Below are 24,637 nucleotides of genomic sequence, written 5' to 3'. Positions count from 1 at the left end.
CTAATTATAATATTGCCTTTTCTTTATACTTTGGATTCATAGCTTGTTTCTTTAACTTTTGAATACGTTCTTCCGTGCGAGGATGTGTACTAAAAAGATTGCTCAAGCTTTCACCAATTCCCATCATAGGGTTAATAATAAACATATGGGCTGTAGCATTACTTGCATTAGGCAATGCACCATGTTTAGAGTAGTAGTCAATTTTTGCAAGTGCAGAAGCCAGTGCTAATGGATTGCGACACATATCTCCGCCCCCCTCATCAGCTAAAAACTCACGAGTACGGGAAATACTCATCTGAATAAGACCAGCTGCGATAGGTGCAATAATTATTGTACCAAGAAGCGCCAAAGGGTTAGTACCTTCTCGATCATCGGAACGCCCAAATATGGCAGTAAATTGAAGTATATTGGCTATCATAGAAATAGCACCAGCCATCATAGCTGCAATTGTACTAATCAATGTATCTCGATTCTTAACATGTGTTAATTCGTGTGCAAGCACACCTTCTAATTCTTCATCAGTTAATAGACGTTGGATACCTTCTGTAACAGCAACTGCTGCATGACTAGGATTTCTACCTGTTGCAAATGCATTCGGTACTTCACTGGGAATGATATAAACCCTTGGCATTGGTAAATTACCATTTTTAGTCAATTTCTCTACCATTGCATATAGTTTTGGATTAGACTGTGCAGTAACAGGTTGAGCATTGTATTGGGCTAAAACGATTTTATCGCTGTACCAATAAGACATAAAATTCATACCCATGGATATGACAAACATCATAATCATACCGCTTCTGCCGCCAATCATATCACCAATAACCACTAAAATGGCCGTTAGCGTAGCTAACAAAAGTGTTGTTTTTATATTGTTCATAGTTTCCTCCAATTATTGTTATGGACTATGCCTAACACTATAATTATACCATAAACTATATAATTAACGCTCCAGTTGTATCAGCTTCTAAGCAATATATTTTATTTTCAATCTCATTTGCTGTGAATACAGCCCCCATAGCCTTTGCTACCTCTTGTACATGAGCTTTATCAACATATGCAATTAGAGTAGAACCCGATCCACTGATAGTAGCACCGTAAGCTCCAGCAACTTTTGCGGCTTCAAAAACTTCATCACAATGAGGAATCAATGTCTTACGATAAGGTACATGCAAGTTGTCATCTAAGGCAACAGATAAATTACTTAATTGATGCGTAATTAAGCTTGTTACAAATAATGAAGCATGACTTACATTTTGTACAGCTTCTTTGAATGGAATATGATTTGGTAGCACAGAACGAGCATACTCAGTAGATACCATGACTTCTGGTACTACAACAGCAAAATGTAGCTCCGGAGGAATAGAAATGACCGTGTTTAGTACCTTATTTTTTAAACCTGTAGCACAACATAAATTTCCGTAAATAGCTGGCGCTACATTATCTGGATGACCTTCCATACGATTTGCTATAACCAGTAACTCTTCTTTTGAAAGTGGATGCTTTACTAATGCGTTCGCCAGTAAAAGTCCCCCTACTATAGCCGTACTACTACTACCTAGTCCACGAGAGGGAGGAATCAAGGTTTCAGAAGTTATATGACCATATCGAATTGGTTCTTGAGCAGTAGCAAAAACTTGATCCATAGCGAAACCAATTAGATTCTTTTTAGGATCTTCAGCGCGTAAAATATCTGCACCAAAACCTTCAAAAGTATATGTATATTCTGTAGCATTTTCATCTGGTGTAAAGCTGAATATATTATAAAGATTTAGTGCTAATCCTAAGCAATCAAAACCTGGGCCACAGTTTGCACTAGTGGCAGGTACTTGTACACGAACAGTATTCATAATTAAGCTTCCATAATACGAATAACACTATTAACAGCCTTAACGGAGCGCAAGCTATTAAAAGAGTCTATAAGATTTAAAATATAAGATCTTGGGCATTTAGATGTAACAATGGCAAGAACTGCAGTTTCTGGATCCATATTTCGTTGAACGATGGATAAAACAGAAATTTTTTGTTCTGCTAATTTTGCAGAGATTTTTGCTAGAACACCTGTTTTATTATCCACTGCTAAACGCAAGTAGTAGCTAGATTGGATTTTACCTGGAGAATAAATATCTTTTTGATCATAATAGAACGGTTTCAAGCGCCCTGTTTCATTATAAGAGACATTCTTTGCCACTTCCATTATGTCAGATACTACAGAACTACCTGTCGGTAAGCTACCTGCACCACGACCATATAGCATGACATCATCGATACCATTGCCCTTAACATAAATTGCATTGTAGGATCCTCGAACAGATGCTAATGGATGTGTCGTAGGAATAAATGCAGGATATACATTTAAAGATAATCCTTGAGCAGTTTCTTTAGCAATACCTAATAATTTAATATTGTAACCAAACTCTTTCCCAAATTTTATATCTTCAGTATCAATACAAGTAATACCTTCTACAGTTACATCTTCAAAGAAAATACGACGGTTAAAGCTAATAGATGCAAGGATTGCCAATTTACGAGCTGCATCAAGTCCTTCTACATCAGCTGTAGGATCTGCCTCTGCATATCCTAAATCTTGTGCTTCTTTCAATACATCTTGGTAGCTTAAACCTTCTTCAGACATTTTAGTCAAAATAAAGTTTGTAGTACCATTCATAATACCAATGATTTCAGTAATACGATTACCGGCTAACGATTCATATAATGTGCGGATTATAGGAATACCACCTAGAACAGATGCTTCAAAACGTAGATCTACCCCATTTTTACTCGCTAAGTCTAATAAGTATGGACCAGCTTCTGCTAGTAAGTCTTTATTTGCAGTTACCACATTCTTCTTAGCTTTTAAGGCTCCTTCTACGCAATTTTTTGCAAAGTTTGTACCACCCATCAATTCCACTACCATTTGGATGGAATCGTCTTTTAACACTTCATCAATATCAGTTACATATTTAGCTGTTTCTGGTAATGTAATATGACTATATTTTTCTGGATTTCGTACATAAATTTTTGAAATTTCAACATTGACACCTGTACGATTTTTAATTAATTCAGCATTGTCTTGCAATAAGTTAAAAGTACCTTGTGCAACAGTACCAAAACCTAATAAAGCAATTTTTATAGTGGTCATAATCGTCCTACTCTCTTAATTAGCCTATGCTTGGCCTAAAATCTCTACCTTGATAATACCCTTCATAGAGCGAATATCTAGCAATAAATCTTCTAATGAACCTTGTAAATCCTTGGTTTCAAAAGAAATACTACTATTCGCAATGCCTTGTAATGGAATATCTTGATTAATCGTTAAAATACTACCGTTACGTTCAGCAATGGCTTTCAAAACGCTTGATAACATACCAGATTCATTTGACATAGAAACATAAATACTAACAATTTTCCCTTGAGCAATTTCAAAAAATGGAAAAACATAATCCTTGTATTTATAATACGCAGATCGACTTAAATCCATTTTTTCAACTGCTTCGTTAATTGTTTTAACCTCACCTAGTTTTAGAATTTCTTTTACTTTTATCGTCTTTTTTATAGCCTCTGGTAAAATATCTTCTTGAACCAGATAAAATTTATCTTTTTTTGGTTTAGACATAGAGCACACTCCCTTATTGTTCTCTTGAAGTTTCTTGGGCAACGAATTGTCGTCCATATAATGTTAATACTGCATACATACCGATGAAGAATGGCATATATTCAGCCACAACACGCCATCCTACAGCGATGATGCCCACTGTTCCATTAGGTACAAAGGCACTAAATAATACTACAAATAGACCTTCTGCAATGCCTGTTCCCCCTGGGGTTGGTGCAAAATACAAAATAAGATTTAATAAAATCATGCGATCTAAAATATCGATAATAGGAATATCTGGTGTGAAAGCATACATTAAAGCGGGTGCAATACAATATAAGCATAATAAACTCAAACCAGATTCAATAAAAACTATTAAAGATTGGACAGGTTGTTTATAAAGTAAACCAAGACCTTGATTTAATGTTTCTAATTTAGAAAGCCAATCTTTAGTGTTATGTGCTTTAAATCGTTGTGCTAGATTATAGACAAATTGACGCATATATTTAGTCTGTAATATATAAGTTCCCACTAAGGCCGCTATAACAGCAAGCACGGCAAAAATCAAAAGCATATCACGAGAGATATATGGAATTTCAATAGCATCTCGTAAGAATACTAATGGCAGCATAATGACCAAAAACATAATGGAAAATACGGTACGTATTAATACAATCGGTGTACCTTTAGATATAGGTACGCCATAACTTCTCAACACCAGTACTTGCGCGACAGCCCCCCCGCTAGCTCCAGGTGTCAACATAGCCATAAAATAATTACTAAAAATAACTCGTAGCACTGCTCGTATCGATAACTTGTAACCACCAATTTTTACGAGCCTTTGAAGTCGTAATCCATCAAAATACATACCTGATACTAAAGCAACTACAGCTAATAATAAGGAAATACTATTAAAAGATGATATGGCTTTCAATGCATCTAAATCAATAGTATAGTAAATGATACCGATTGATACAGCCAACAACAAGAGAAACATAAAGATGCCTCTCTTCATCATTTTACTCATACCAAGTCTCCATAATTAATGAGCTCTATATCATGTTGACTTATATATAATCGCGTATGACTGGAACAGAGTGCTTGCAACTCATCTTCCCAATGATAACCCCAATTATAAAGCTTACTAAGAATACTACTATTACTACCTGGGTGAACCATCAATTCATGGGTACCAGAATGTTTATTTACCGCTTTTAGGATACCCATTAGAGATTTCTGATTTATATGGCCTCCATTTGCCATGCCCCAAAAATATTGGGTTGTAGTCATACAATTATTTCGTATGATTGGTCGCGCATTAGCCGCAACCGTTGATAAACCAACTTTACCAAGAAATCGAATTGGGGAATACATATAATTCATAAAACCAGTAGACTCATCGGGTATACGTATAGCATGTATACCAAAGGATTTTGCCTGTTCAATCACAATTGGCAATACCGTTGGTAGAACATGCATATGTTGATGTCCATCAATATGAGTTACCCTTAAGCCGGTATCCATTATTTGAGCTATTTGTCCATGAATCTCTTTACGTAATTCACTATAATTGATTTTGCCAGAGTAAATACGTTTAATAAATTCTACATAGTTCTCTGGAAATACACCTTCTGGTGTGAGAAGTGATGAAACTTCTGATGGATCACATACTGGTTTCACCCCACCTACCAAGGTAATATGAATACCAATGCCCAACTTAGGGTTCTGTTTTGCCATACTTACGGCTTCTGTAAAAGCTTCTCCTCCTGCCATTAAAGAGGTACTGGTAATAATACCCCTACGATGACCATCAATAATACCAGCATTAACTGCACTATGAAGGCCAAAATCGTCTGCATTTACAATTAATTTGGACATAGTTATCTTCCTTTTCATGAAAAAAAGGGAGAACTTTGTTCTCCCACAAAGGATATATGTTATTGTACCAAATACACAACTAAAAAATCAATACAAAAGCCCTCTACTTGTATACTAGTAGAGGACTTTTTATAAGGTCATAAATTTTTATCATATATACTAAGGCATCAATTGTTCTTGTACTTTATACATACATAATGCAGCAGCTACGCTTACATTTAAGGATTCCATATCACCATACATAGGAATCATAATACGATTTGTACATAGATTCATAACCTCTGGTGTTACGCCATTCCCTTCGTTTCCTAATACTAGCATAGTTCGCTTAGCATAACGTACAGTATGATAAGGATTGGAATGTTCTAAAGCAGTTACATAGGTAGTCATATTAGACTCAGTTACCATATCATGTAACAGAGATAAGGTAATATCCTCATATAAAGGTATTTTATGTAAGGCGCTCATAGTACTGCGCACTGTCTTGTCATTAAAAGGATCCACAGTTCCTTTCATCAAAAATATACCTTTTACACCTGCTGCAACTGCTGTACGAATTATGGTACCTAGATTGCCAGGATCTTGAACTCCATCTAATGTAATATATAAACCATCATCAATGTGAATGCTTTCCATATCGTATTTTGGTTTTGATACAATAGCAACTACACCTTGTCCATTTACGGTATTATCCACCTTATCAAATATTGGATCTTGTGCAATAAATTTAGGTACAAATTGAACAGTATCTAAGTCTAATAAATCTAATACATGTTTATCTTGCGCTTTAGATTCACGTATAACAATTGTTTTTACTGCCCCCATAGCTGCAATATCTCGAATAGATCGAATACCTTCAACAATGTACTCTCCATATTTTTGGCGATTTTTACGCTGCCCTAAAGAGATAATTCGCTTAATGGTCTTATTATCTTTAGATTGGATATATTCCATACTAACTCCCACTGTGTTGATTATTCCAGAGATTATAAAAGGCCCCTTTTAAGTTGATAAGTTCATCAAAAGATCCTATTTCTATTATTTTACCATATTCCATATACACTATTTTATTGGCATCTTTAACTGTTGAAAGGCGATGAGCAATACTTACGATTGTTTTACTACCTCGAATATTTTCAATACTTGCTTGAATTTGCTTCTCCGTATGACTATCAATGTTAGCCGTTGCTTCATCTAACAATAGAATAGGTGTTTTTTTAATCAAGGTACGGCCAAAAGCCAATAATTGCTTTTGCCCATCAGATAATAAAGAGCCTAAATAACCAACCGGTGTGTCATACCCTTCCGGAAGGTGTTCAATCATAGAATGCAAGTTAACTTGTTTTGCTGCATTGACCATATCCTCATTAGAAATTGATGTATCAAAAAGTGTTAAATTATCTCTAATGGAACCCTTAAATAGATAAGCTTGCTGAAAAACATATCCCATTAAATGACGAAGCACAGAACTATCATATTGAGCAATATTTATACCGTTAATATAGATAGCCCCTCTTGTTGGTTTGTAGATTCCCATCAACAATGATAAAAGTGTTGATTTACCACTACCAGAAGGGCCTACAATACCTATGAATTCTCCAGCTTTAATAGTGAATGTAAAGTCCTCTAGCGCATAAACGTCGTTATTCTCATAGGAAAACCATACATGCTCGAATTCAATAGTCTCTATATGTTTAAATTCATCAGGAACTTCATTAGCCATCTGACGCTCTTCTTCCTCTAATAAGGGAACTAATCTTTCAGCACCAGCTAATGCGCTTTGTAGGGAGTTATATTTATCTGCAATTTCCTTTAATGGTTGGAAAAATCGGTCCATATATTGTATAAAGGCAAATACTGTACCAGCATCAGCTACGGAGTCTATTAAATTCGTAGTTGTAAAAATAACAATTAACGCAACAAAGAATAGACCATCTACGAGCGGTCTAAAAATAGAAAATGTGGTAACCTCAAAAAGACCTGCTTCTAAGAAACCTTTATTAACAGTATTATAACGTTCCTCAATTGCTCTTTCGCCACCATAGGATTTTACGATTACAATATAATTTAACAGTTCCTTGATGCTTGCATTAGAAGCCGCTACAGAACGTCTTACCTGACGGAATGCTTTGCGAGAAAACTTTTGAAACACCCAAATAATTCCACCCATTATAGGTAGTAAAATTGTCATGATTATTGCTAAAGGTACATTAATGGCATACATAAATCCTAATATACCAATAATCATTAAACCGCTACTTGCCAAATTCAGAATTACATCTGTATATAATGTACGTAATGACTCTACATCATTAGTAATGCGAGTTACCCAATTCCCAATTGGCAACTTATAAAATTCATCATGTGGTTTATTAAGAATCTTTTGGAATATAATACTACGAATATTATAGATAATTTTTTGACCAAAACTTTTTAAAAAGTAATTCTCTACAAAGATAAATAATACACTACCAATTATAGTAAAGCCATACATTAAAGCATAGTATTCAATAACAGCGATATCATTAGTGGCAAATCCAAGATCGATAACTTGCTTAGTTAAATATGGGCGTAAAAGTAATAGTACTAAATTTCCTGCGAGCGCAACAGTTGCTAAAAATAGAATACCTAAATAAGGCTTAATGTAGGCAGTTATATAGAAGAATAGAGCCCAGTCATTTCTTAGATCACGCTTCTTCATGATGGTCTCCTCCATTCTGCGCTTCATATAAGGTACGGTATAAACCATTGTTAGCTAATAATTCCTCATGAGTACCTTCTTCTACGATACGCCCCTCATCAAATACTAGTATTTTATCTGCTTTCTCTACAACCTCTAGTCGTTGTGAAATACATAGAATCGTCTGATCTTTTACATTATGTAATGAATTTAATATTGTTGTAACTGTTACTGCATCTAAAGCGGAAAAACAATCATCTAGCAATACATATGGCGCATTTTTATAAAAGCCGCGAGCCATATTGATTCGCTGTTTCTGTCCACCTGATAAATCATGACCTTCTTCAGCAAGCTCATGTAAATCATCGTTTAACAAATCGCCTAAATCTCTATATAAGTCTGCCTTTTGTGCTGCCAACTCTACAGTTTCATGCATGGATAAATCTTTACCAAATTTAATATTATCAGCAATGGTCGTACTTAATAGGTAAGATTGTGTCGGCACATAAGCAATTGAGTTTCTAAGCTTTGATAAAGAAACAGTAGCTAAATCTTGACTGCCAAAATAAATAGATTTTTCCGGACACTCTTGTAATCCAATAAGCAATTTAAACAATGTACTTTTGCCAGAACCGGGTTTACCAACTAAACCAATAAATAAACCTTTTGGTATTGTCGTTGTCAACTGAGATAATGCATGCCCTTTAGAGTTTTCATAAGTAAAATCTAAGTATCGAATATGAATATCCTCAAGCGGCAATACTTCATCAGTATCCTCTATTATTTCAGTAGGCAAATGCAAGAAATCCATGATACGATCTAAGGAAGCAAGACCTTTTTGTACAATAGAAATAAGTCCCCCAAAGCCTATTAAAGGCCCTACAATTAACATGATAAAAGAATTGATAGTAACAAATTCGCCTATAGTCATTTTGCCTTCTACAGCTAAATGTCCACAAATAAATATACTAATACTGATACAAATAAAGGGTGCAATTCTTGTTAACGGTGTTAATATTGCATCTAGTAGTGCAACATCCATATTCTTCTTATAATTAAGTTTATTTATTTTTTCAAAAGAATTAGAGATTATACTTTCACGATTAAAAGCTCGAATAACATCCATCCCTTGAAATAACTCTTGTCCAAACTCTGTTAAATCGCTATAAGTAGCTTGTGCACTACGTTGTTTAATACGTAGCTTTCTGCCTAGTACAAATATAGCCACAATAATTAAGAATACAGGTGTCATAATTTTAAAAGCTAATACAGTATTAATCTTTTGAATTAAAATTATGGAGCCCACAATGGAATAGAAAATAATATCCACTATAATCATTACACCTAGACCAAGGGCAACACGTAGCGATGTTACATCGTTAGTCATGAGCGCCATAACCTTACCAGGTCCATTAGCCTCATAGTACGTTGTTTTTACTTGTAATGCTTTACTACACAAAATCTCACGAAAAAGATACTCCATGCGACGAATAGAGCCTAATAGGGTTCTGCGTGAGATAACTTTTAAAATAGTGATAATAATAAATAATAAAATGAAATAAAAAATATAAGTGACTAACCCTTCCTTATTATTGCTCAACGTATCTATAGCATTACCAATAAATTGAGGAACAAATAAAAAAGCCACGTCAATTGCCATCAACATAGTTAAGCCAATGGCATAGATCCAGCCTTCACGCCGGAAAAACTGCATAAATAAATCTATTGGTTTCATAGGTCCTCTCTAACATATCCTATTAAGTCTAATCAAAATCATTGCCTATATAATTACTAGTATCATTATATTGTAATTGAATTTAAATCAATACTGTAAAAGCTAAATCAACAAATTTTATTACGTTAACTTTTCTCTTTATAGTATACACATTTTTTATGATACATTAATACACCTATACGTATAACAGTTAGATTAAATATTTTATTACAGTAGCAGTTCTATTTCATCAATATTAATATTAGTTAAATGGCCTCTTTAAATTTTTACAGTAATCAATCGTAAAGATCTTTTTAATTAATACTATATCGAATTTTTTAGTTTACTTATGGTAATGTAAATGTTATACTATGCATATAAAGAAATTATATTTTACATAATTAGAATTAAAACTCTTAGGAGGAATACAACATGAAAAAACGTACTGGCGTAGTAACATTTGCAGGTGGCCCTATCACATTAGTTGGCCCAGAAATTAAAGTAGGTCAACAAGCTCCAGACTTCACTGTATTGAGCAATGACTTGCAAGCTAAAACTTTAAAAGACTTCGAAGGTAAAGTAAAAGTTATCTCCGTTGTTCCTTCCCTTGATACAGGTGTTTGTGATGCTCAAACTCGTTGGTTCAACCAAGATGCAACAGCACTTTCCGAAGATGTAGTCGTATTGACAATTTCTATGGACTTACCATTCGCTCAAAAACGTTGGTGTGGTGCTGCAGGCGTAGATAAAGTTATTACTTTGTCTGACCACAAAGATGCTTCCTTCGGTGAAAACTATGGTTTCTTGATTGAAGAGCTTCGTCTTTTAACTCGTGGCGTTGTAGTAATCAACAAAGATAACAAAGTAACTTATGTTGAATATGTACCTGAAGTAACTCAAGCAGTTAACTTCGATGCTGCATTAGAAGCTATTAAAGCTGATATCTAATCTTAAGATTTTTGCTAATAGCTTAATATAAAGGTAAAAAGACCGTACGGTGTACGGTCTTTTTTATGTAGTATAGTATTTAGATTTTTATTGTAGGTGAATTATATATGTGGATTCGTATTTCTAAACTATTATTAACGATAAAAAATATAGCCCTTGTAGGCGTTGGTATTGCACTTTGTATTGCACTTATTAATACATTGATTAGTCTTGTCTATGTTACGTGGGCGAATATTCAAGGTTATAGTACATACTCTTTATTGATTGAAGAACTAATTACCTTCTTTCTATACTTTGAGTTTATTGCACTCATCGTTAAATATTTTAAAAATAACTTCCACTTTCCGCTTAACTTCTTTTTATACATTGGCATAACTGCAATTGTAAGACTTCTAATTATCAATCATGAATCATCATTTGATAATTTAATTTGGTCTGTTGCAATTTTTGTACTTGTATGTAGCTTAGTATTAGTAGAAAAATTTATTGGACATAACGAATAAAATTTAAATCGTTTTGTTTGAATATATCTAATTTATTTAGATATATTTAAATGAAAAATGGCCTCTACCGTAGTAGAGGCCATTTTTATTAATAAATTGATTTTATTAGAAGATATTTTTAGCGTAGTTAGCGTACTTAGCTTCTAATTCTTCCATTTTATCATTCATTTCGATTTGTAATTGGGATGCTAAATCATATTCACCATCATTAAGTACATCAATTAAACGAGTGAATAAGGATTTACGATCATCACTATCTTTCGCAAGGTAGAAACGTAAGTCATTAACTTCTGCAAAGCGTTTATCATCTACACTATTTCGGCTGTCAGTATGAATTGCAACCATGCTACGAACTGTATCCAAATTGTTTGGGATTAAGCGGTTAGCCAATACTAGTTTCCAGCGTTTAAGAATGGACGCAATAAAAGAGTCCATTAAATCTTTAGCAAATGCATTGCCTTGAGCCAATGTTTCTACTAATTCAGGATTATTTTGGTAACCCTTTATATTTTCCCATACAGTAGCTGGAGCAACACCAAACATTTGATTACGTTCTTCTTGTGTGAAATCATCAAACACATCTTTTTCAGTACGGTATGCACGATTTGTAGCAAGATAATCAGATGTTTCACCTACTTCTTTGGAAAGCTCTGCTTCCAATTGAGCTTGTGTTTTACCAGATGTAATGGCATATTTCATACCATCAAATGCAGAGATAAAGATCAATGCTAAAGCAGTATATGTATTAGTGTAAGGATTTGGAGAACGCAATTCATAACGTGTCGCCATAGGATTATCGATATCTCGAATTAAACCGCAAAGGATTGTACGGTTACGGCTAGGTTCAGATGGATCAGTACCTAAAGATGTAACAATACATACTGGCGCTTCAAACCCAGGTTTTAAACGGTTTAAAGAATCTGTTGTAGAGCTGATGAATGGATTAATGGCTTCATAGTGTTTTAAAAGTCCCATAATTGCACCAATGCCTAAAGAGCTAGCAGATTCTTTACGCATATCTTCTGGGCTAAATAAGTTAACAACTTTACCAGATTTTAATTTAGCCATAACACCAAAATGAGTATGTTCACCAGAACCAGCTACACCAATTATTGGTTTTGCATTAAATGTTACATCAAGACCATTTTCACGGAATACTTCACGAACAATGATACGAGCTTGTAATTCATTATCTGCTGTTTGTAATGGATTATTTGAGAATTTCCAGTCGATTTCTAATTGTTCTAATACAACTGCTTCATGACCATCTTCATCAAGTTTAGCTTTAACGCCACCTACTTCTTTATGACCCATTTCAGCAACCATACCATATCTATCAAGACGTTCAACAGCTTGTTCTAATGCAGTGCGAACTGTACCATGAGTACGTTGCCAGTATTGTTCTTGTAATTTTTGGGATACGGATAATTCTTTTTTGGTAACTGTTCTAGATGGAGTTTTTACCCAGAATTCTAGTTCTGTTGCAGATGTGAAAATGATATCTACAACTTCATCAGCTTTCACATGCGGCATACCAGGTAAACCATGTTCTTTAATCAAAGCCAATAATTCAGCACGTACATAGTCGCAGCTGCGTTTTAAAATAGAACGAGAATCTACATAGCGATAGTTATGCATCAAGAATGCAGGAATACGAAGTGTACCAGTTGGTAATCCTGTAACAGGATCAATATTTTCGTAGTTGTAATCAACAAACCAGTTTACACTTGGATCGCCCCACATATCTACACGAGCATTATTTAATGTAGCAATATTTGTAAGTACTACAGAGGAACCATCTGTTTGAACAGCACGACCTTCAAAGAAAGATTCGTAGTCATCGAAGAATGCTGACATAGGAATCTTTTCATCAGTATCATTACCTGCTAAGTCAATCCCTACAAGAGATACGAACTTGATTTCAGGATGTTGTTCTAATAATGCAAGAACGCCTTCTTTCCCATATTGACCCGCCGGAATGTAATATAATAATTCGTTAGTTGTCGACATATTTGTTCCTCCTAAAAGAAAAAGACTCCAACAAATAAATATATAAATCTATATATCTAAAGTGGAGTCTTCGTTGACCAATTATTTTATTGAGTTCATATTATCATATGTTGAAAATATATGTCAATAACTTTCTATAGAATTTCATTATTCTTTTAAAGTTACATCTAACACATCCAATACTATCAACTTTAATCAATAACTGTATATAGAATGGTCGTTGATATCACTATATATTATCCAAGTAATTCTTTAACAATATTATTGACAACCTTACCATCTGCACGCCCTTTTGTTTTTGGCATTACATGTTTCATAACATTGCCCATATTTACGTTATCACCACATGCAGCAATGGCTTCTTGTACAATTGTACGAATTTCATCTTCTTTCAATTGCTCTGGTAAATATTTTTGTAATACAGCCATTTCTTCTTTTACATGACTAATTAAGTCCTCACGGCCTGCTTTTTCAAATTCTGTTAAGGAATCTTGACGAGTTTTCATTTCCTTAGCTAAAATGCCAAGAATGCCAGCATCATCTAACTCAATTTTGTCATTGATTTCTGTATTTTTTATGGCACTATTGACCATACGAATTACAGATAACGCTGTTTTACCTTCTTCACGAGCTTTCATAGCTGCTTTCATATCTTCCTTTAATTGATCTTTTAAACTCATATTTCCTCCTTATGTATATAATAAAGAAACCCTAATTCTGGATTTCATAAAGCCATGAAAAGGCAGAATTAGGGTAATCATCTTATGCTCTGAATTTGCGTTTTCTTGCTGCTTCAGATTTTTTCTTTCTTTTTACGCTTGGTTTTTCATAGTGTTCGCGTTTTCTTACTTCAGACAAAACACCCGCTTTTTGGCAGGAGCGTTTGAATCGACGAAGAGCACTTTCAAGCGTTTCGTTTTTACCGACTTTGATTTCAGACATCTATATCCCTCCCTCCAAAAATAATCTCGGGAAGTGCTGATAATTTACATACGCACATATAATATTATATGTATAGGTATAGATGTTGTCAATATTTTCAAGTATATTTTATAGGTTTTTTAATGAGTATTATAAAAAGAATGCATAATACTCAAAATTAGGCTTCTGGCCAGCCCATCTCTTCTCCACCTAAAAGGTGTGCATGCATATGGAATACAGTTTGGCCTGCTTTTTCACCAGTATTAAAAATTAAACGATATCCATCTTTAGAGATACCAAGCTCTTTTGCTACATCACGAACAAATGGCAGTAACCCTTCAACATAATCTGCATTCTTTTCATTAAGATGTGCAATATTAGACACGTGATTTTTAGGTACGATTAATACATGAACTTTTTTTACAGGTTGAATATCATAAAAAGCATAGAATTTATCATTTTCTAACACTTTTTTAGACGGAATTTCACCATTGATAATTTTGCAAAAAATGCAGTCACTCATAATCTAACTCCTTACTCAATAATTAAATAATTATCTTCTAAACCTACAACAGTTCCACCAACGAGATCACCAATTTTACGTGTCCCATCAGACTTAACTTTACCATTTATATATTCATTTGTTAAGCCCATATAGTATCCATTCTCTTCCTTTTCGATGAGAATCTCACCAGGCTTACCAATGCGAGATTTTGCGTATCGTTCATAACCAGATTGGCTAAGGCCATTTAAAAGTGCTACACGAGTCTTCTTAACAGCTTCTGGTACTTGATCCGCCATGGTGGCTGCAGGTGTACCCTCACGAATGGAGTATGGGAAGGCATGAATGTGCGTAAATCCAATTTCACGTACTGTATTCAATGTTTCTTCGAAGTCTTCATCAGTTTCTTGAGGGAAACCAGCAATAATATCAGTTGTAATTGATAAATCTTTAATACGAGAACGTAAACTTGTAATTAAATCTTTATATTCTTGTAATGTATAATGGCGTTTCATCAACTTTAATACATGATCAGAACCAGCTTGTAATGGTAAATGTAAATGAGGACAAACACGTTTATTGGTAGCCATTAATTCTACTAACTCATCAGAAACCTCTACGGATTCAATGGACCCGAAACGAATGCGGTATAAATTAGGAATCTCTAATAAAGCTTTTACCACATCAGCTAATGTTGGACGACCTGGTAATTCGACACCGTAATTACCCAAATGTATACCAGTTAATACGATTTCATGGAATCCATGATCTACTAAACGTTTTGCCTCTTGTACAATATCATCAACTTTACGAGATTTTAACTTTCCTCGAGTATAAGGAATGATACAAAAGGCGCAATAGTTATTACAACCTTCTTGAATTTTCATGAACGCACGAGCTTTGTCAGATTCATTACCATATAACGGCATTTCCTCGAAGTTAGATTCCTTCATGATATCCCGAACAGCATTAATTTGTCGTTCTGTAGATTCTAATTGCTCTACTAATTCAACAATTTTAGAGCGATTATTGGTACCAATAACGAGATTAACACCATCTATAGCGGCAATCGCATCTGGATCAAGCTGAGCATAACAACCAGTTACAATAACATAGGCATCTTCATTTTGACGCTTTGCCTTGCGGATTAATTGACGGGATTTCTTTTCCCCCATATTCGTTACAGAACAGGTATTAATTACATATATATCAGCTTTTTCATCGAAGTCTACCGCTTCGTAATTATTTTGTAAAAATAAACCTTTCATGGCATCTGTATCATATTGGTTTACGCGACACCCTAAGGTTGTAAAAGCAACGGTTTTCATTGCACCTCTCTATTCTTATTTAATTTATAATTCTAATTCATATCGAATCATCGCTAACGATCCAATAGCAGCAGTTTCAGCCCGTAAAATTGTATTTCCCAGCGATACTGATTTTCCACCATATTTTATAATAGCATTGATTTCCTTCTCTTGATAGCCCCCTTCAGGACCTATACAAATTAAAACATCAGTTACAGACTTATCGGAATGTAAAGTTTTAAGTACATCTTTGATAGTCTGCCCTGCTTCATTTTCATAGGCTACCAATTTCAACGCCTCAGATTCAATGTCTAATGCTTGTAAAAGCGTCTCTCCTACTACGAGTGTAGGCAAGTGATTTCGTCCACATTGTTGAGCTGCTTCTAGCATTATTTTTTCCCAACGATTTACTTTTGATTGAAGCTTTTTTTCATCATATTTAGCTACGCAGTTAGCTGTGGGCACAAGATAAATTGTATCCACATTTAACTCCGTCGCCTTTTGTAACACCCATTCTAGCTTTTCACCTTTTAATAATGATTGAACTAGAATAGTACGATACGATGCTAGATTTGCATCTACATATTCAATCAGTTTTGCTTGAGCTTTACCGTCTACTTCTTCTGTAATTTGATATGTACCACAACGATTGTCACTACCTGTTACAGTTATAGGCTTCTCAATATTATGGCGAAATACATGTAGTACATGATGGGTCACATCTTTCGGCAATTCTATTATTTCATCTAATGGTGTAGGAATAAAAATCTTTTTCATCGTTTTTCTAGCGCAAATGTATGCCAAGGTCCTGCAACGCGCTCCTCAATAATATGCCAATGAGCCTCAATATATGGCATGATTTCATCATAACGATCATCAATAATGCCACTAATAATCAAAATGCCCTTATCATCCAGTTTCTTACCAATTTGAGGTAATAGTATTTTAAGGGGATCTACTGTTAAATTAGCTAAAATTAATTGGGCAGTACTATTGAAATCACTATCCAAATTACCACAAATGATTTCAGCAGATACATGATTATTCTCACAGTTAATTCGAGCTTGATTTGCAGCATACTCTTCTATATCTATACCAACTAAATTTTTAATACCTAAATGGGCTGCTACTAATAAAAGAATACCTGTGCCAGTACCAATATCCAAACAAGTAGCTGTATCAAGATCCATAGATTCACTATAGGATTTTAATAACTCTGCACAAGTCCGTGTTGTCTCATGAGACCCGGTACCAAAGGAAATATCTGAATCGATTATAATAATAGTTTTATTATCTACATTATTGTATTCCTGCCATGCTGGTTTAATGACTAAGTTAGGTAAAATTTCTGTAGGTTCAATATACTGTTGCCAAGAGTTTAACCAAGTTGACTCATCAAGAATATGTGTATCTATCGATATAATTCCAATATTTGCTTCTGTAAGACGTTTTTTCAAATCAGACTTAATCATATCGTCATCTAGTGATGGATCACTGTACATAGACAATTTTATTAAATTAGGCTGATCTTCAACATCTTCTTCTATAATTCCATTGTCTGCATAATTGTCAAAAAGAGTAGTCACCTCATCGGTGGCTACTCTTTCACAGACAACGGATATTTCTATCCATTGCATATATGCTCCTTTATAGGGAATGTGATGGAACAAACCATTCCTTCACATGAGCTGTTCATTTCGTTAAACAGTCCTTGATTTTTTCAAAGAGACTTTTGCTCACTTGTAAGTTATTTACATCTTCATTACTTTCATTTGCAAAGCGTAACAATAGCTCACGTTGAGTGTCTGTCAACTTCTTAGGCGTTTGGACGGTTACCACAATGTGTTGATCACCCCTTTGGTTAGGGTTACGCAAATATGGAATACCTTTGCCCTTTACGCGGAATGCCGTTCCCGTTTGAGTACCTTCCGGAATCTTTAACTCTACTTTACCATCTAAGGTGTTAACTTGTATAGTCGCACCAAGAGCAGCTTGAGCAAAGCTAATATTTACACGGCTAATAACGTCATTACCATTTCGTTCAAATTCCTTGTGAGGACGAACAAAGATATATACATAGAGATCCCCTTTAGGACCGCCTAAAATACCAGGTTCCCCTTCATTAGCTACACGTAAACGAGATCCGCTATCTACACCAGCTGGAATCTTAATGGAAATCTTCCGTTTAGCCAACATTTCACCAGTACCACGGCATTTAGAGCAAGGTTTTTCAATGCTTTTACCCGTACCATGACAGTGGGAACAAGTGCGAACGGACTGCATACGTCCAAATGGAGTATTTTGAATAACCGCTTCTTGACCAGAACCATGACAGTTTGGACAAGTATCGACACGAGAGCCTGGTTCACCACCAGTACCATGACAGTGATCACATTCTTCATGACGATGCACTTCAATTTCCATAGATTTACCAAAGGCTGCATCTTCAAAGGAAATATCGATATCTTCACGCAAGTCATTACCTTTTTGAGGGCCTTGTTGTTGGCGTCCACCACCAAACATGCCACCAAAAATGTCGCCAAAGATATCACCAAAGCCTCCAGCTTGACCACCAAAACCGCCAAAGCCACCTTGGAAACCACCGGCACCAGCGCCGCCTCCTTGTTTGAAGGCGTCGTGGCCGAATTGGTCATATTGAGCTTTTTTAGTTTCATCAGACAATACTTCGTAAGCTTCGTTAGCTTCTTTAAACTTTGCTTCCGCTTCCTTTGGATTATCTTTATTTACATCTGGATGGTATTGGCGTGCCTTTTTACGGAAGGCTTTTTTGATTTCATCTTGAGAGGCATTTTTACTAACCCCTAGGATGTCATAATAATCTCGTGCCATTCGTTACCAACCCTTCTTATTTCTTGTCATCATCCACTACTGTGTAATCAGCATCAACTACATTGTCATCAGATTTTGTTTGTTGTTGACCTTGTTCAGCACCACCAGCTGCTTGTTGAGCTTGTTGAGCTGCTGCATACATTTGTTCTGCTAATTTATGTAATGGTTGTTCCAAAGCTTCACTATCTTTTTTGATGTCTTCGATATTGCCAGCTTCGATAGATTTTTTCAATTTATCTTTCGCTTCTTCTACTTCTTTCATCAAAGCAGCATCGCCTTTACCTTCAAGGTCTTTCAATGCTTTCTCAGCTTGATATACTAAGGAATCAGCATTGTTTTTAACATCTAATTCTTCTTTTCTAGCTTTATCTTCCGCTGCATGAGCTTCAGCTTCTTTAACCATGCGGTCAATTTCTTCTTCTTTCAAGCCGCTAGAAGAAGTAATGGTAATCTTTTGTTCCTTTTGAGTACCTAAATCTTTAGCTTTTACATGTACGATACCATTAGCATCGATGTCAAATGTTACTTCGATTTGAGGAACCCCACGAGGAGCAGCTGGGATACCATCCAAGTTGAAACGACCCAATGTTTTATTATCTGCTGCGAACTCACGTTCACCTTGCAATACATGGATATCTACAGATGGTTGGTTATCTGCGGCAGTGGAGAATACTTGAGATTTAGATGTAGGGATTGTAGTGTTACGATCGATAATACGTGTGAATACGCCACCCATTGTTTCGATACCAAGGGACAATGGCGTTACGTCAAGTAACAATACGTCTTTAACTTCACCTACTAATACGCCACCTTGAATAGCAGCACCAATAGCTACACATTCATCAGGGTTAACATTTTTAGTTGGTTCTTTACCCAATACTTTTTTGATTGCTTCTTGTACAGCTGGAATACGGCTAGAACCACCAACTAACAATACTTTATCGATATCGGATGCAGATAAGCCAGCATCACTCATAGCTTTACGAGTAGGTTCTATAGTAGCTTGTACCAAATCAGCAGTTAATTCTTCAAATTTAGCACGAGTCAATGTTACATCCAAATGTTTAGGACCAGTAGCATCAGCTGTGATAAATGGCAAGTTGATATTTGTGCTAGCTACGCCAGACAATTCAATTTTTGCTTTTTCAGCAGCTTCTTTTAAACGTTGATCAGCTAATTTATCATTAGACAAATCGATACCAGTTTCTTTTTTGAACTCTTCAATAAGGTAGTTCATAATGCGTTGGTCGAAGTCATCGCCACCAAGGTGGTTATTACCAGATGTTGCTAATACTTCAAATACACCATCACCAAGTTCAAGGATAGATACGTCGAATGTACCACCACCAAGGTCAAATACAAGAACTTTACCATCTTCATCTTTATCTACACCATATGCAAGAGCAGCTGCTGTAGGTTCGTTGATGATACGAAGTACTTCAAGACCTGCAATGGCACCAGCGTCTTTTGTAGCTTGACGTTGAGCATCTGTAAAGTATGCAGGAACTGTAATAACAGCTTGTTTTACAGGTTCGCCCAAGTAAGCTTCTGCATCAGCTTTGATTTTTTGAAGAATCATTGCAGAAATTTCTTGAGGAGTATAAGATTTACCTTCTACAGTTACTTTGTAGTCTGTACCCATGTGACGTTTAATAGAAATGATTGTGTTTTCTGGGTTGGATACAGCTTGACGTTTAGCCAATTGACCAACTAAACGTTCTCCATTTTTTGCAAACCCAACAACGGAAGGAGTTGTACGTGCACCTTCTTGATTTGTAATAACCGTAGGTTCGCCGCCTTCCATAACAGCAACACAAGAGTTTGTTGTCCCTAAATCAATACCAATTACCTTTGCCATAATATATACCTCCTAAAACTTTATAATCTATTCAACAACTTTTACCATTGCTGGACGTATACAACGACCATCAACAGTATAACCAGTTTGCAAAACTTCACACACCGTATCGGATTCATATTCATCTGACGGTACACGCATAATCGCTTGATGGAAATTTGGATCAAATGGTTGACCCACAGCTTCAATAACAGCTAAACCATGTTTAGATAACATAGCCATCAAATTTTGATGAATCATAATGAATCCATCGAGGAATACTTTTGCTTCCCCTTCTGCAGGACTTTGAACGGCCCGTTCAAAGTTATCCAATACAGGAAGAAGGTCCGTTAATACATCCCCTTTTACATATCCAGCAAGTTGCTCTTTTTCTTGGTTAGTACGACGTTTGAAGTTTTCAAAGTCCGCTTGTAACCGTTTATATCGATTATCAAAGTCGGCTTTAAGTTCTTCTAACACTTGAGCAGCATCAGCCACAACCTCTTCAGTTTCCTCAACAGTTGGTTCCTCTACATTCGTAGTGTCCACTGTTTCCTCCACTATTTCTTGTTTAATGTCTTGTTCTTCAGCCATTATATGCCCTTTCTATTTTTGTTCTTTTACCATAGTTTCCATTATATGTTTCATATGGGACAACATGCCAATGATACGTCCATATTCCATTCTCGTTGGGCCAAGAATAGCAAGAGTTCCTATAGGCTGATCTTGATTCGTAAAATCAGCTTGTACCACACTCATAGAATGAAGTGCTTCAGTTTGGTTTTCTATTCCTATCTTAACCTTAACAGGTGTTGGGGAATCATCTTTTAATAACTGTCCTAATTGATTTTGTTCTTCCACTAATGAAAGCAAGGGTTGCACCTTCTCAACAGACTTAAACTCTGGTTGATTCAACAACTCTGTGGTACCTACCGAATAGAACAACTTACGTTTATTAATAACTCGTAATAATGTTTCCGAAAGGATTAATAAAATTCCTTGCGGACCTTCCATATGGACCAATACAGTTCCTAAAGCCTCAGCCGTTACATGACCAATACTTACATTCTGTAGTGCATTGCTAAATTGCATGGCTAGACTTTGTAGAAGCTCTGGTGAAACACTTTCACCAAAGTACATCAACTCATTATCGAGTGCCCCTGTTTCAGTGATAACAACCATAATGGCTTGATGACTATCTAGCGGTAATACATGAATGTATTTGATTAATGCTCTATCATGGGCTGGTGCTAAGAATAAACTCATGCTATGGCTTACCTGTGAAAGTAGTTTAGCCATATTTAGAAAGAGTTCACTCGTTGACCTATTGGAATGTTTCCATAACATTTCAATTTTTTCAGCATCCTGTAATGGAACAGGTTGTCGACTCAACATAGAATCAACATATAAGCGATAGCCCTTAGCTGAAGGAATACGCCCAGCCGATGTATGAGGTTGCTCTAAATAGCCTAATTCCTCTAAATCGGACATTTCGTTCCGCACCGTAGCAGGACTGATGCCAAGATCATAATTTTTAGCAATCGTTCGAGATCCTACAGGTTCTGCGGACTTAACATAGTCTTCAATTATGGCTCGCAAGATGCGCTGTTTTCTTTCATCCATAATGACACCTCTTGTTAGCACTCATTAACTTTGAGTGCTAATCGCATGTATAATATTATCATATTCAAAAAAAATGTCAAGCAGAAAAATCCTTAAAAAGTCAAATAATATCTATTTAGTCAAAAAGACAATTCAATATTTTTAATTAATTGGTCAAAAAATCAAAGTGTAACAATAAGAAAACACTTATACTATCTACGTTTATGTCATATCCTAAAATTTAAATATTAGAATATATTGGTCTAATAAAATTTATATTATTAAAACCTGAAATAGTATAAGTGTTTATATATAATAATTTAGTTGTCAATAAACTCTTAGTTAAAATACTTTTTTGGCCCAAGAATTTACGGACTATAAACTATAAATCAATTAGAACTAAAATGTACTAATTAATTTATAGATCTACCCCTTCTAATGGATTACCAAGACGCTCCAACAGTTTCCCCATACGTTCACGAGGTTCACCATATTTAGCATACCAATCAATCAAAATATCTACAGCTTTTTTAGATTGCTCAATAGTTAGTTTTCTTGCTAAAATTTTTCCTGCTTCAGGTCTCATGCCTGTATTACCACCAACAGCCAACATAAAACCTTGAGATGTACCGATAAAGGCAATATCCTTTACCATTGCATCTGGGCAGTTACGTCCACATCCACTGATGCCGATTTTGCACTTGTGAGAGGTTTTTCGGCCGTAATGTTTTCTCTCTACATAATCAGCCAATTCTTTAGTTTCCATTTGTCCATTTTTACAATGGCCTTTACCTACACAAGCAATTAAGGAATTAACACCTCTATGAATAACAGTTGTCACGCCATCAGGCAATTCAGAAATAAACTGTTCCTTATCATCTTTTTCAATACCTGTAATTTGTATACCTGTTACAACATGACGGAAGGATCCACCATATTTTTCAGCAAGTTCTATGCATGCTTTCATTTGATCTAAAGTAAATTCATTATGTAAACCGTGTAATATTACAGATGTCTTCATCGCTCCTCCTCAAAACTAGCATGCTTATTCACCATCATCCTATTTATACTAACATATTAGATTTTGAGAAACTGTGAGAAATTACTCACGAATAAATTGACTAAATACATAGTTCCCATGCTTGGCACCTTCAGCGGTTAAATGATAACTTGCATTTTGATACTCTAATAGACCTTTACTAACTAAATCCTCTAAAGTAGTAGCAAACAAATCATGGATAGATACGCCAAATTTATCTTCGAATTTTTGCTTATCAAGGCCCCATTTAGTGCGAAGAGCTAAAAAACAAAAATCCTCTTGAGCTCGTTCTAAAGTAATCGTCTCCGTATCGATAGTAGGCATAATATATCTGTCAACAGATTGTATATAGGGCATTACATTACGATTATTACTACGGCGTACTCCGTCATAGAAGGAATGAGCACCAGCACCAAAGCCTAAATAATCTATATAGTGCCAATATTTTAAATTATGACGACTATAGGAATTAGCCTTGGCGAAATTTGAAATCTCATATCGTTCAAAGCCTAAATCTTTTAATCCTTCCATCATCGTATCATACATGGATTCATCAATGGTTTCACTAGGAATAGAAATAAGGTTCTTTTGTACTAAATGATATAGATACGTTCCTACCTCAACTTGAAGTCCATACGTTGAAATATGATTAATCGGTAAATCTTTTACAATATCTAAATTATGTTGAATATCCTCTAATGTTTGTCGTGGCAAACCATAAATCAAATCAATATTGATATCGGTAAAGCCCGCCTCTTTAGCATCATAAACGGCTTGTTTTGCCTGTTCCCCGTTGTGACTGCGATGAAGCAATGTAAGCGCCTTATCATCAAATGTTTGAACACCAAAGCTTATACGATTAAATCCTAGTTTAACAAGTTTCGTTAAATACGATAGATCTACTTCCCCAGGATTTGATTCAATAGTCATATGACAATCGTCAGAAATTGTAAAAGTATTTTTGATTTTATCAAGAATCATCTGTAGTTGTTGAATCGATAATTCTGTAGGCGTACCTCCACCAAAATAAATTGTATCAATAGCTTTAGATGTAGACTCTGGATGTTCAAAGACCCATAAATCGATTTCTTGAACTAAAGCATATACATAGGTTTCGTAATAATCTTGTAAATTTTGATAAGCAGGAAAATCACAATACATACATTTCTGTTTACAAAAAGGGATATGGACATACAGCCCCATATCCCTCAGCGTAGACAGATTCAGAATATCAGAATCTGTTTTCATTTT

Annotated in this window: 23 protein-coding genes and 1 pseudogene; 2 read left to right on the top strand and 22 right to left on the bottom strand. The window is 35.3% G+C overall.

Annotation, left to right across the window (positions count from 1 at the left end; genetic code table 11):
- Nucleotides 1-4: 4 nt before the first annotated feature.
- From htpX to E7B10_RS01475, 9 genes are all read right to left on the bottom strand, one after another.
- Nucleotides 5-880 carry a zinc metalloprotease HtpX gene (gene htpX / locus E7B10_RS01515; protein ID WP_105086512.1) on the bottom strand — a complete coding sequence of 292 codons (876 nt, stop codon included), beginning with the start codon at nt 878-880 and terminating at the stop codon, nt 5-7.
- 55 nt (nt 881-935) lie between these two features.
- A complete protein-coding gene (gene thrB / locus E7B10_RS01510) occupies nt 936-1,850 on the bottom strand; it encodes a homoserine kinase (protein ID WP_004695774.1) in 915 nt (304 codons plus the stop codon).
- A 2-nt stretch (nt 1,851-1,852) separates the two neighbouring features.
- On the bottom strand, nt 1,853-3,142 hold the full coding sequence (locus E7B10_RS01505) for a homoserine dehydrogenase (RefSeq protein WP_024061678.1): 1,290 nt from the start codon (nt 3,140-3,142) through the stop codon (nt 1,853-1,855).
- Between the two features lie 24 nt (nt 3,143-3,166).
- Nucleotides 3,167-3,616 carry an ACT domain-containing protein gene (locus tag E7B10_RS01500; RefSeq protein WP_004695770.1) on the bottom strand — a complete coding sequence of 150 codons (450 nt, stop codon included), beginning with the start codon at nt 3,614-3,616 and terminating at the stop codon, nt 3,167-3,169.
- A 13-nt stretch (nt 3,617-3,629) separates the two neighbouring features.
- On the bottom strand, nt 3,630-4,622 hold the full coding sequence (locus tag E7B10_RS01495) for a lysylphosphatidylglycerol synthase transmembrane domain-containing protein (RefSeq protein WP_024061679.1): 993 nt from the start codon (nt 4,620-4,622) through the stop codon (nt 3,630-3,632).
- The gene (locus tag E7B10_RS01490) at nt 4,619-5,473 is read right to left on the bottom strand and encodes a ChbG/HpnK family deacetylase (protein WP_105086513.1); all 855 of its coding nucleotides are present in this window, start codon (nt 5,471-5,473) and stop codon (nt 4,619-4,621) included. Before E7B10_RS01490 ends, E7B10_RS01495 begins: the two co-directional genes overlap by 4 nt.
- Before the next feature lie 159 nt (nt 5,474-5,632).
- Entirely contained in the window at nt 5,633-6,427 is a 795-nt protein-coding gene (locus E7B10_RS01485) for an RNA methyltransferase (RefSeq protein ID WP_024061681.1), read from the bottom strand.
- A 1-nt stretch (nt 6,428) separates the two neighbouring features.
- Entirely contained in the window at nt 6,429-8,174 is a 1,746-nt protein-coding gene (locus E7B10_RS01480) for an ABC transporter ATP-binding protein (RefSeq protein ID WP_024061682.1), read from the bottom strand.
- Nucleotides 8,161-9,888: an ABC transporter ATP-binding protein gene (locus tag E7B10_RS01475; RefSeq protein WP_287510717.1), complete on the bottom strand. Its 1,728-nt coding sequence runs from the start codon at nt 9,886-9,888 to the stop codon at nt 8,161-8,163. Before E7B10_RS01475 ends, E7B10_RS01480 begins: the two co-directional genes overlap by 14 nt.
- Nucleotides 9,889-10,299: 411 nt before the next feature.
- Here E7B10_RS01475 and tpx point away from each other — a divergent pair, with 411 nt between their 5' ends.
- Both tpx and E7B10_RS01465 read left to right on the top strand, forming a co-directional pair.
- The gene (tpx, locus tag E7B10_RS01470; protein WP_287510716.1) at nt 10,300-10,815 is read left to right on the top strand and encodes a thiol peroxidase; all 516 of its coding nucleotides are present in this window, start codon (nt 10,300-10,302) and stop codon (nt 10,813-10,815) included.
- 107 nt (nt 10,816-10,922) lie between these two features.
- Entirely contained in the window at nt 10,923-11,318 is a 396-nt protein-coding gene (locus E7B10_RS01465) for a phosphate-starvation-inducible protein PsiE (protein ID WP_004695756.1), read from the top strand.
- Between the two features lie 105 nt (nt 11,319-11,423).
- Here E7B10_RS01465 and E7B10_RS01460 read toward each other — a convergent pair whose 3' ends face one another.
- From E7B10_RS01460 to hemW, 13 genes and pseudogenes are all read right to left on the bottom strand, one after another.
- Complete coding sequence (locus E7B10_RS01460) at nt 11,424-13,328, bottom strand: glutamine synthetase (RefSeq protein WP_287510715.1); 1,905 nt, start codon at nt 13,326-13,328, stop codon at nt 11,424-11,426.
- Nucleotides 13,329-13,564: 236 nt separating this feature from the next.
- Nucleotides 13,565-14,008: a GatB/YqeY domain-containing protein gene (locus E7B10_RS01455; RefSeq protein WP_004695753.1), complete on the bottom strand. Its 444-nt coding sequence runs from the start codon at nt 14,006-14,008 to the stop codon at nt 13,565-13,567.
- 82 nt (nt 14,009-14,090) lie between these two features.
- On the bottom strand, nt 14,091-14,270 hold the full coding sequence (rpsU, locus tag E7B10_RS01450; protein ID WP_004695751.1) for a 30S ribosomal protein S21: 180 nt from the start codon (nt 14,268-14,270) through the stop codon (nt 14,091-14,093).
- 157 nt (nt 14,271-14,427) lie between these two features.
- Nucleotides 14,428-14,772, bottom strand: coding sequence for a histidine triad nucleotide-binding protein (locus E7B10_RS01445; RefSeq protein ID WP_004695748.1), 345 nt, complete (start codon nt 14,770-14,772; stop codon nt 14,428-14,430).
- 11 nt (nt 14,773-14,783) lie between these two features.
- Entirely contained in the window at nt 14,784-16,079 is a 1,296-nt protein-coding gene (gene mtaB, locus E7B10_RS01440; protein WP_004695745.1) for a tRNA (N(6)-L-threonylcarbamoyladenosine(37)-C(2))-methylthiotransferase MtaB, read from the bottom strand.
- 24 nt (nt 16,080-16,103) lie between these two features.
- A complete protein-coding gene (locus E7B10_RS01435; protein WP_060919782.1) occupies nt 16,104-16,835 on the bottom strand; it encodes a 16S rRNA (uracil(1498)-N(3))-methyltransferase in 732 nt (243 codons plus the stop codon).
- Complete coding sequence (locus tag E7B10_RS01430) at nt 16,832-17,695, bottom strand: 50S ribosomal protein L11 methyltransferase (RefSeq protein WP_021148129.1); 864 nt, start codon at nt 17,693-17,695, stop codon at nt 16,832-16,834. The genes E7B10_RS01435 and E7B10_RS01430 overlap by 4 nt, the downstream gene beginning before the upstream one ends.
- Before the next feature lie 55 nt (nt 17,696-17,750).
- Nucleotides 17,751-18,908: a molecular chaperone DnaJ gene (dnaJ, locus tag E7B10_RS01425; protein WP_316055449.1), complete on the bottom strand. Its 1,158-nt coding sequence runs from the start codon at nt 18,906-18,908 to the stop codon at nt 17,751-17,753.
- A 16-nt stretch (nt 18,909-18,924) separates the two neighbouring features.
- Complete coding sequence (gene dnaK / locus E7B10_RS01420) at nt 18,925-20,766, bottom strand: molecular chaperone DnaK (protein WP_004697142.1); 1,842 nt, start codon at nt 20,764-20,766, stop codon at nt 18,925-18,927.
- A gap of 27 nt (nt 20,767-20,793) precedes the next feature.
- A complete protein-coding gene (grpE, locus tag E7B10_RS01415) occupies nt 20,794-21,339 on the bottom strand; it encodes a nucleotide exchange factor GrpE (RefSeq protein WP_287510712.1) in 546 nt (181 codons plus the stop codon).
- Nucleotides 21,339-22,368: pseudogene (gene hrcA / locus E7B10_RS01410) on the bottom strand (heat-inducible transcriptional repressor HrcA). Before hrcA ends, grpE begins: the two are co-directional and overlap by 1 nt.
- A gap of 397 nt (nt 22,369-22,765) precedes the next feature.
- Entirely contained in the window at nt 22,766-23,368 is a 603-nt protein-coding gene (locus E7B10_RS01405) for a nitrite and sulphite reductase 4Fe-4S domain protein (protein WP_004695732.1), read from the bottom strand.
- A gap of 81 nt (nt 23,369-23,449) precedes the next feature.
- The gene (gene hemW, locus E7B10_RS01400; protein ID WP_077708391.1) at nt 23,450-24,634 is read right to left on the bottom strand and encodes a radical SAM family heme chaperone HemW; all 1,185 of its coding nucleotides are present in this window, start codon (nt 24,632-24,634) and stop codon (nt 23,450-23,452) included.
- Nucleotides 24,635-24,637 lie beyond the last annotated feature (3 nt).

The sequence above is a fragment of the Veillonella sp. genome (assembly GCF_032470285.1).
In the GTDB taxonomy this organism is placed as follows: Bacteria; Bacillota; Negativicutes; order Veillonellales; family Veillonellaceae; genus Veillonella.
This window is presented reverse-complemented; position numbering and strand designations above follow the sequence as displayed.